We start from the raw sequence: 8,890 nt of genomic DNA on the forward strand, positions 1-8,890 counted from the left end.
TCCTTTTTATTTTTCAATATAAGCTTTTTGTGCAATAAGTATATCTTGTAATGCCGAGACATCGACTTCTTTAACAGACTGATTTTCTTTCAAAGCCAGGACAGAAGCAAGACCAGCTGCTTGTCCGAGCGCAGTCATTGTTGGTGTCGTACGAATCGCTGCCTGCGCTTCAAAGGAAGCAGAAACACAGCGTCCTGTTACTATGAGATTTTCTAACTCGTTAGTAATCATGATTTCATATGGGATTTTGTAATAGCTATCAAAAGTACTTGCATCAAACTTCTCATGCTCTATTTCTTCACTCTGTGCACTATGAACTGAAACTGTTCCTTCACCTTTAGGGTTATGAATATCAATGGGGTAACCCGAATGAGCAATATGTGTTTTAAAATCCGTTCTTTCCAGGACGTCTTTATTAGTCAGCGTATAAACACCTTTAATTTGACGTGTACCACGGATACCAATACTTGGTCCTGTGTATACTATCTTCGCATTTCTGAATCCAGGAATATCTTCAACTAAAAACTTAAATAACTCTGCACATTGCCTTCTGCCGAGCATCTCTGCGCGGGTCAAACTTTCTGCGGAGACACCACTTTCGTTGATAATACGTGTTGTATTAATAATGAATTCACCAGGGACATTTGTTTCAAAAAATAAAATATCTTCACGGGGGATACTGAGACGTCCTTCTTTTTTGGCTTTTTTAAACTCCTCATCAAAACCAATAAATGAAAGGATTTCCGTATTTTTCATTACATTAAGATTTCGGTTGAGCCGTGGGAATTTCTCTGGATCTTTCAGAACCGTGTTCTTAAGCTCTTGTGTGTCCACACCATAAACTTTAAGATTCATCGTCATCGGCTGCATCGCTTGGTCAGATTCACGCCCCAGTTGGAATGGAACTCCCGCCTCAGTTGCTAAATCCGCATCCCCAGTTGCATCAATGAAGTATTTTGCTGTCAAGTTTGTCAGTCCATCTTTGTTTAATACAGTAATAGACGAAATTTTACTGTTCGTTTTTTCAACAGACACAAGATTAGTGTGAAACAGAATATCACATCCTGCTTCCTGCGCCATTTCATCCAAAACAATTTTCAAACCTTCTGCTGAAAATGGTGTTAAATACGAAATATAATTGGTAGAATCAAGCACATGACCTGGCGAGTAACCCTTTTCGACCATGCGCTGGACCATCTCTTCACCCAAACCTTTTATAACCTGCTTTTCTCCTGCAAAAAAAGTCATCATAGGGCCGACACCATTTGCTGTTAAAGAACCTCCGAAATAGCCATACTGCTCAATAATCAGCGTTTTAGCTCCATTTCGTGCACTTGCAATCGCAGCGAAGGCACCAGACATGCCACCACCTGTAACGATCACATCATAATTTGTTTTCATTATCATTTACTCCTTGCTTTTTCGTTAGCGCTTACATTTTATATAATAGCATTTCTTTCAAAATGTGTCAATCTTTATGAAAATAAAATTCAATAATATGTTATGATTATAAAAAAGGAGTAAAAATATGATTAATTATTCTGTAGAGAAAACAAAAGAAAGCATTGATTTTATCACGTTTAATATCCGTGATAAATTTGAAATAACTTTTGCAAGTCTCGGTGCCTCTATCTTTGAAATAAAATTTTCAGATTGTATGGGTAATTTGGAAAATATAACACTAGCCCCTCATTCACGACAGTACTGGATAAAAAACAGAACTTTTTCAGGGAGTATCATTGGTCCTTTAGCTGGTCGCTATGAAATTAATGATACCTCTCTCGAAGTAAACAGACCACCTTATCATTTCCATGGTGGAAATACTGGATACGATAAGAAAATTTGGGACTTTGAAATTGATGAATTACCAGATGAAACCCAGCTTATCTTTACTTTAAACGATCTTGAAAACCATTTGAAAGTAAAGGTCATTTATTCTATCAATCAGCATTTGCAGCTAAAAATGACTATATCGGCTACTGCGACCAAAAAGACTCATTTCAACCCAACCAATCATATCTATTTTAATTTGAGCGGAAACAATCAAGAGACTGTTGAAAGTCACACTCTTTATCTCTCAAGCAATCAATATTTTGTAGAAAATACAGAAAAAGTAATTATCGGCAGTTCCAAAATCACAAAGGATGATATACTTGATTTTTCAGATTTAGATGGAAAATCATTAAAAAATTTAAGCACTTTTGATGGTTTAGACACTACTTTTTCATTAGACAAGAAAAAAATAGGGATAATCAGTCATCCTCAAAGTGGACGAGCTGTTAAAATAAATACCACATTACCTGCAGCTGTCGTATTTACCTTGAATCAGCCACAAATACATTTCGAGAATAAACCAAAATATTCTGGAATTACTTTTGAAACACAATACCCAGCTAATAACTTAGAAAAAGTTATGCTTAAAGCTGGTGAAGAATATTTTTCCAAAACTACCTATAGTTTCTTGAATTTAAAGGATAAAAAGATGGATGGGAACAGTTGTAACTTGATTTAAATAAGACATGCCCAATTGTTTATTTAGAAAAAATATAAAATATTTTAAAAGAAAAAAATCCCAGACTTATATGAGTCTGCTGAAAAACTTTACATATTTTTTAAAACACAATATATTGTGCAATAAAAATAGAATTATATCTATATGTCGTATAAAAAGAGGCTGGGGCAAAAGTCCAAAATAATGAAAAAAACGCTAAATTTCGGCAGATAATGCCCTGATTGAGCATTTTTGTTTTTTCTATTTTTGCTAAAACTGATCAAAAACCGACTTTTGCCCCAACTCCTTTCCAGTAGCCCCGACTTATATACTGAGATTTTTAAAACATTTTTGTTAGATGCCTTATCAAGCATAAAGGCAGCTGCATAAATAACTTATCAATGTTTCTTATACCTTAAAAAGCACAGTAGACGGGTGCTTTTCTTTTTTGTCCTCGTCTGAATATTATATGTCCATTTTTGAAAGCTGATGTCTGGTACTCTCATCTTTTACTTGCAATCATCCACAAGTAGATCTATTTTGTTTCCTTCCCTTCATTTTATTCTCATTAAGTCAAAGAAAATACCTTTTCCAAGCACTTTTAAGACAGTTACGTCATAAAATTTTGTAACTATTTGCAGGTCCGTGGTAAATTTTTTCAAGATGTTTAAAACAATACAAAATTCTAGTTTCAAAGCTTGTAAACATGTTATACTGGACTTAGTTATTGGAGGATATAATGTTTTATTTAATGTTCTTTCTAGTCATTGCTGCCATAGGTTATCTGCTTATAAGATTTAAAGATCGAAGCATCATAGGTGGACTACTTTTAGCTGCAGGTCTAATGCTCTCTTTCTTTACCCTTCTGCTCTTGGGACTAGCATTTCTTGATGAGAAAACGACTCACGGCTCCACGATTTCTCTGGGAATATTTTATTTTCTCATTCCTTTGGTTTTTTTAGCTCTTTGTATTTATCTCATCCTAAACTCACAAACGATGCGGACCAGAGAAGGAAAAAGTCTGACTGCCAAACTTTCTGCTGCTTTAGGACTGAATCTCATTGTCAGCTTCCCTCTCTTCTTAGTATTGGTATCAGGGCTTATAAATGTTCCTTTATTTCTCAGCATTATTTTAATATTCTTCTTGCTGCTTGATTTAACCCTTACTTTCATCTTCATGGCCTACTTGCTTTATTCTTGGATGTATCAGATGTTCCCAGTAAAAAAACAAATTGACTGCATTATCGTCCTTGGATCAGGAATTTCTAGCGAAGAGGTTCCGCCGCTTTTAAAAAGTCGTTTAGACAAGGGAATTGAGTATTTTTATAAAAATACTGCTTCTAAATTTATTGTCAGTGGTGGGCAAGGTGATGATGAGCCCGTTTCCGAAGCATTTGCTATGAAAAAATATCTCCTGTCTCAAAATATTCCTGAAGAAAATATTATCATGGAAGACCAGTCAACAACAACTTATGAAAACATGCTTTTCTCAAAGCGTCTTATTGAGGAGGATTGGCAACACCATTCTGAATATAATAAACGGCATCCTGTTATTATTTTTTCAACGAATAACTATCATGTACTTCGAGCACGTTTATATGCTCGGAGGGTCCATCTTAAGGCGGAAGGTGTTGGTGCTCCAACTGCCTTCTATTTCTTACCAACAGCACTCATTCGTGAATATGCCGCACTACTCTCCCACAATAAATTTTGGGTTATTGGGCTTGTTCTTCTGATTTTCTTGATTATAGTAAGCAGTTTCTTGCCTATATAATATAACCCTAAACTTTAAGAAAAGAGAGATTAGTATCAGTACGGCATTGGCCACTGATATATTTCCTTTTTGAGACAAAAGTAGACTTTAACCGATTTTACTCAAAACGTATCAAAAAAATGCTTAATCTCTGCATTCTTATGCATATGGTTAAGCATTTTTCATTTTCAAGGCCGTCGGCCCAGCCACTTTCAAATTTTATTTTTTTATCTGGATAAATAAGATCTTAAGATAGTCACCTTCTGGAAACGTTTGAGACACCTTAAAATCTGAAGGCAAGTGTTCCTCTTGAAAAATAACGTAACTTACACCTTTATCTTCCAAAGACTCTTGAACCATTTTTTTAAACTTTTTCCGACTGACATTCGCAGCATTTGTAGAAGCAATCAAAAGGCCATTATTATTCAAGATGTCCACAGATTGCTGAACCAGTTCTCCATAATTTTTAGCAACAGAAAAGGTCTTTTTCTTATTTCGTGCAAAACTTGGTGGATCCAAGACAACAATGTCATAGCACAACTCCTTTTTCTTGGCATAGCTAAAGTAGTTAAAGACATCCATGACATATATTTTTTGAGTTTCTGGGGCAATACCATTCATTTCAAACTGTTCACGTGTTTTGTCCAAAGAACGCTTTGCTAGATCCACTGAGGTTGTTTGGCTAGCCCCACCAAAGGCAGCTGCTACAGAAAAAGCACCCGTGTAACTGAACATATTAAGAAGTGTCTTACCCACAGCTAAACCATTTGCCAAAGCTCCTCGAACATTTTTCTGATCCAAGAAAATACCGGTCATTAAGCCCTCATTCAGATAAGTTGCATAAGTAACACCATTTTCCTTTACCGCTAAAGGCCCTGGAGCTGCTTGACCATAGAGAAAACGACTCTCAAAGTGCAGCCCCTCAAAGCGAATTTTCTCATAAGCTCCTTTAATTTCTGGGTAAACGGACTGAAAAGCAGCGATAATATCTGAACTTTGTGCATAAATAAAAGCATTGTACCAACTAAAGACAGCATAACCTGCATAATAATCGACAGTTACCCCGCCTAAACCATCACCTTCACCATTAAATAAGCGAAATGCTGTTGTCAACTCATCTTGAAAAAAAGAAAGTCGGTCATTTTTGGCATTCTCAAACTTTCTTTTATAAAAACTTTGATTGATGTCCTCTTGTGCTTGGGTTAAGACCCAGCCTGTCCCCTTATTTTGCTTGGATAAGTATCCTCTCCCCAAAAAGTTTTCCTTCTCATCAACAAAGTCAACAAAAGAATCTTCTTTTGGAAGAAACTTCAAATCATCCGCAACAATTAACGGAAAAGTACGACGAAGTTTTATTGCTGCCTGTTTTTTTACTGTGATTTTCTTCATGATATTATTGTATCAAAAAAAGTCGTTCATCCCTCAATTTAAAGGCCGCCCATTTACATAATACAATATTCACTACATTCAGATCAAAATCCGATTTTATTTAATTTATTAATGTATTTATTTTAAACTAAGGCACAGGAAATTTATAATCTCACTTTATTCACCGGTATCCCTCTCTTCATTCATCATTCGACTATAGAAAAAAGCCGAAGTCAAAGGACTTCAGCCATGGTCTGACAAGATCAGGGGCTATTTTTTCATGGGATTATTTATCTGTGAGAGCAGCAAGTCCTGGAAGAACCTTCCCTTCAAGAAGTTCCATAGAAGCTCCACCACCTGTAGAAATCCATGAGAATTTATCTGCACGACCGAGGTTGATTGCTGCTGCTGCTGAGTCACCACCACCGATAATTGATTTCACGCCTGGTTGCGCGATGATTGCATCCATTACACCGATAGTACCAGCTTGGAAGTCAGGGTTTTCAAAGACACCCATAGGACCATTCCAAACAACAGTTTTAGCTCCTTTAAGTTCTTCAGCAAAACGTTTTACTGACTTAGGACCGGCATCAAGACCGAGGAAACCTGGATCAACTGCTTCACCTTCAGTATCTTTTACTTCAGTATAACCAGCAAAAGCGTTAGCTTCTTTTGAGTCTACTGGCAAGATAAGTTTACCGTCTGCTTTTTCGAGCAATTCTTTGGCCAAGTCAAGCTTATCTTCTTCAACCAAAGAATCACCAATTTCGATGCCTTGTGCTTTGAAGAATGTATAAGCCATACCACCACCGATGATAACTTTATCTGCTTTACCAAGCAAGTTTTCAATAACACCGATTTTATCTGAAACTTTTGAACCACCGAGGATTGCTACAAATGGACGAACTGGATTTTCAACAGCATCTTGAATATAGGCAATCTCATTTTCAAGCAAGAAACCGGCTACTGCTTTATCAACGTTTGCAGAAATACCTACGTTTGAAGCATGTGCACGGTGAGCAGTACCAAATGCATCATTTACAAAGATACCATCTCCAAGCGAAGCCCAGTACTTACCAAGTTCAGGATCATTTTTAGATTCTTTCTTACCGTCAACGTCTTCAAAACGAGTATTTTCAATAAGCAAGATATCGCCATCTTTCAATTCAGCGATAGCAGCTTCCAACTCAGCACCGCGTGTAGTACCTGGGAAGACAACTTCTTTGCCCAATTTTTCACTCAAAGCTGCTGCCACTGGAGCAAGAGATTTTCCGGCCTTGTCTGCTTCTTCTTTAACACGACCGAGGTGTGAAAAGAGGATTGCACGTCCGCCTTGTTCAAGTACATACTTGATTGTTGGAAGAGCTGCAGTAATACGGTTATCATTAGTAATTACACCGTCTTTAAGTGGGACATTAAAGTCCACACGAATAAGAACTTTTTTACCTTTAAGATCTACATCTTTAACAGTCAATTTTGCCATTTTCTGGAAATCTCCTATATTTTTTTATTCACTAATAAAGTAATTATATCACAATTTAGGCAAAACTTTCTTTACAAGCTTTATCTGGCACGATAAATGCACAAAAAATTATGAGAATGAAACGGTGACTCTAGTGTTATTTTATTCTAAAACCGTAAAAGCTTGCTTACCTTCATTAAAATAATTTATTTTCATCAAAAATTACGTTCCTAAGTTTATCAGGCTTGTCGCAAAGGTTATTCTTTTTCATATAATATTTGCTTTATTTTCTCTTTTAAACGATACTTTTCCATCCTATGTAATTCGCCGCCTGACAGATGGTTTTTCAGTAACTTACGATATCTCAAACTCAAACGTTGAAGAACCTCTTCGAGCAGAGTTGCTGAAATCAACATGTGTTCAGGAGTGTCAGCTTTACCTTCCAAGGCATCTGAACACTCGTATATATCCAGACCACTCCCACAAGTCAAAACCCCGCTTAAACGCTCGCTCTCTTCTTTTTATATCTATTAGTCTTTGTTTATACCGTACTTTAAAATGACAATATAGTTTTTCATGAGTCACACCATCCTCAAGCAATTTATAGAGAACCAAACGTCCTTCCTGTCGATAATCATCCATTGTCCAAAGATTTATCTTAATTAAATGACTGTTCTTCCATACAATATGTTGAACCGAATGAAATATTTCTTCCAACTGTTCCTTATCCAAGTTATTATTCAGCATCTGCCTCCATCTCCTCTCTAATTCTCAAATACCTTTTAATCACTAACTATATGATAAATTTCCTCCCTCTTTTTTATCTCTACTCCTAACAGTAGAATACCATAGCTTCGCGTAAAAATGATTATCAAATTATTTTTATTTCTTAAATTTCTAAAACATAATAGAAAATCTCGACATTTTTTAAGTTCCAGATTGTAAACTGACATCTTGACAAAAAAACTAGCATATACGGCTCTCTATTTTCATAGTAAAGTAATCTATAGAAATTATCTGACATTTATCAGCAGTGCTACATAAACAGCTCCACTACCAATCAAGTATCTTTTAGCTGTTAAAAAATATCAGTATAAATCTAAATTAAACAAAAATATGAGGAATATTTCTCCCAGTATAACTAGTAGCTAAGAAGGGATCACTAAGTTTCTCCCTTCCAAAATTTTTAAGGCTCTATCAAATACTAAATCACTCTACTAATAGCGTTTAGTAGTCCTTCGATACCCCCAAAAAAACCTCATCTGCTTAAACACAAGCAGAGCATTTCACGAGGTCTTATTTCGCCCTATTCCAACGACGCTCTCGAAGGTAAGAACAATCTCTGTAAACTCATCAAGCGTATTGCCTTTGGTTTTGGGCGATTTGACCACCTCAGAAAACGGATTTTATTCCAACAAATTCTCACAAAGCGTAACTAAAAAAGTCATCAGCTTTTGATGACTTTCTCGTGTTTTTAAACTCATTTTATCGGTTTACCACCGCAGAGTAAACAGAACCATTAAAACAAACAAAAAGACCAAGAGTACTAAACCCTTGGTATGAGTGATGCCGAGGACCGGTTTCGAACCGGTACGAAGGTTACCCTTCGCAGGATTTTAAGTCCTGTGCGTCTGCCAGTTCCGCCACCCCGGCAAAATATGGAAAATCTCCCACAAAGGGAGAACTAACAAAGCGAACGACGAGATTCGAACTCGCGACCCCAACCATGGCAAGGTTGTGTTCTACCCCTGAACTACGTTCGCGGATTGCTTTGCACCTTGTCAGTGCTAATGTAAATAACCTTGTCAGGCTTTGC

At 36.5% G+C, this 8,890-nt stretch carries 5 protein-coding genes, 2 tRNA genes and 2 pseudogenes; 3 read left to right on the plus strand and 6 right to left on the minus strand.

What is annotated here, in order from left to right; all coding sequences use genetic code 11:
- Positions 1 to 6: 6 nt before the first annotated feature.
- Positions 7 to 1,401 carry an FAD-dependent oxidoreductase gene (locus tag ACGHCK_RS06870; protein ID WP_251422392.1) on the minus strand — a complete coding sequence of 465 codons (1,395 nt, stop codon included), beginning with the start codon at positions 1,399 to 1,401 and terminating at the stop codon, positions 7 to 9.
- A 127-nt stretch (positions 1,402 to 1,528) separates the two neighbouring features.
- Between ACGHCK_RS06870 and ACGHCK_RS06875 the strand changes: the two genes are divergently transcribed.
- Positions 1,529 to 2,512 (plus strand): aldose epimerase family protein, encoded by a 984-nt coding sequence (locus tag ACGHCK_RS06875; protein WP_271328158.1) that lies wholly within the window; start codon positions 1,529 to 1,531, stop codon positions 2,510 to 2,512.
- A gap of 718 nt (positions 2,513 to 3,230) precedes the next feature.
- Positions 3,231 to 4,265 carry a YdcF family protein gene (locus ACGHCK_RS06880; RefSeq protein WP_251422398.1) on the plus strand — a complete coding sequence of 345 codons (1,035 nt, stop codon included), beginning with the start codon at positions 3,231 to 3,233 and terminating at the stop codon, positions 4,263 to 4,265.
- A 198-nt stretch (positions 4,266 to 4,463) separates the two neighbouring features.
- Here ACGHCK_RS06880 and ACGHCK_RS06885 read toward each other — a convergent pair whose 3' ends face one another.
- The 3 genes and pseudogenes from ACGHCK_RS06885 to ACGHCK_RS06895 form a co-directional block, all read right to left on the minus strand.
- Positions 4,464 to 5,633 (minus strand): class I SAM-dependent rRNA methyltransferase, encoded by a 1,170-nt coding sequence (locus ACGHCK_RS06885; RefSeq protein ID WP_271328159.1) that lies wholly within the window; start codon positions 5,631 to 5,633, stop codon positions 4,464 to 4,466.
- A gap of 265 nt (positions 5,634 to 5,898) precedes the next feature.
- A complete protein-coding gene (locus tag ACGHCK_RS06890; protein WP_271328160.1) occupies positions 5,899 to 7,095 on the minus strand; it encodes a phosphoglycerate kinase in 1,197 nt (398 codons plus the stop codon).
- Positions 7,096 to 7,331: 236 nt separating this feature from the next.
- Positions 7,332 to 7,818 (minus strand): annotated as a pseudogene (locus ACGHCK_RS06895) (competence protein).
- A gap of 515 nt (positions 7,819 to 8,333) precedes the next feature.
- Between ACGHCK_RS06895 and ACGHCK_RS06900 the strand changes: the two are divergent.
- Positions 8,334 to 8,513 (plus strand): annotated as a pseudogene (locus ACGHCK_RS06900) (transposase); the annotation flags it as partial.
- Positions 8,514 to 8,641: 128 nt separating this feature from the next.
- On the opposite strand, the gene ACGHCK_RS06905 reads toward ACGHCK_RS06900, so the two are convergent.
- Both ACGHCK_RS06905 and ACGHCK_RS06910 read right to left on the minus strand, forming a co-directional pair.
- Positions 8,642 to 8,727 (minus strand) — tRNA-Leu (locus tag ACGHCK_RS06905).
- Positions 8,728 to 8,765: 38 nt separating this feature from the next.
- Positions 8,766 to 8,837 (minus strand) — tRNA-Gly (locus ACGHCK_RS06910).
- Between the last annotated feature and the right edge of the window lie 53 nt (positions 8,838 to 8,890).

The sequence above is a fragment of the Lactococcus muris genome (assembly GCF_042849115.1).
Classification (GTDB): domain Bacteria; phylum Bacillota; class Bacilli; order Lactobacillales; family Streptococcaceae; genus Lactococcus; species Lactococcus muris.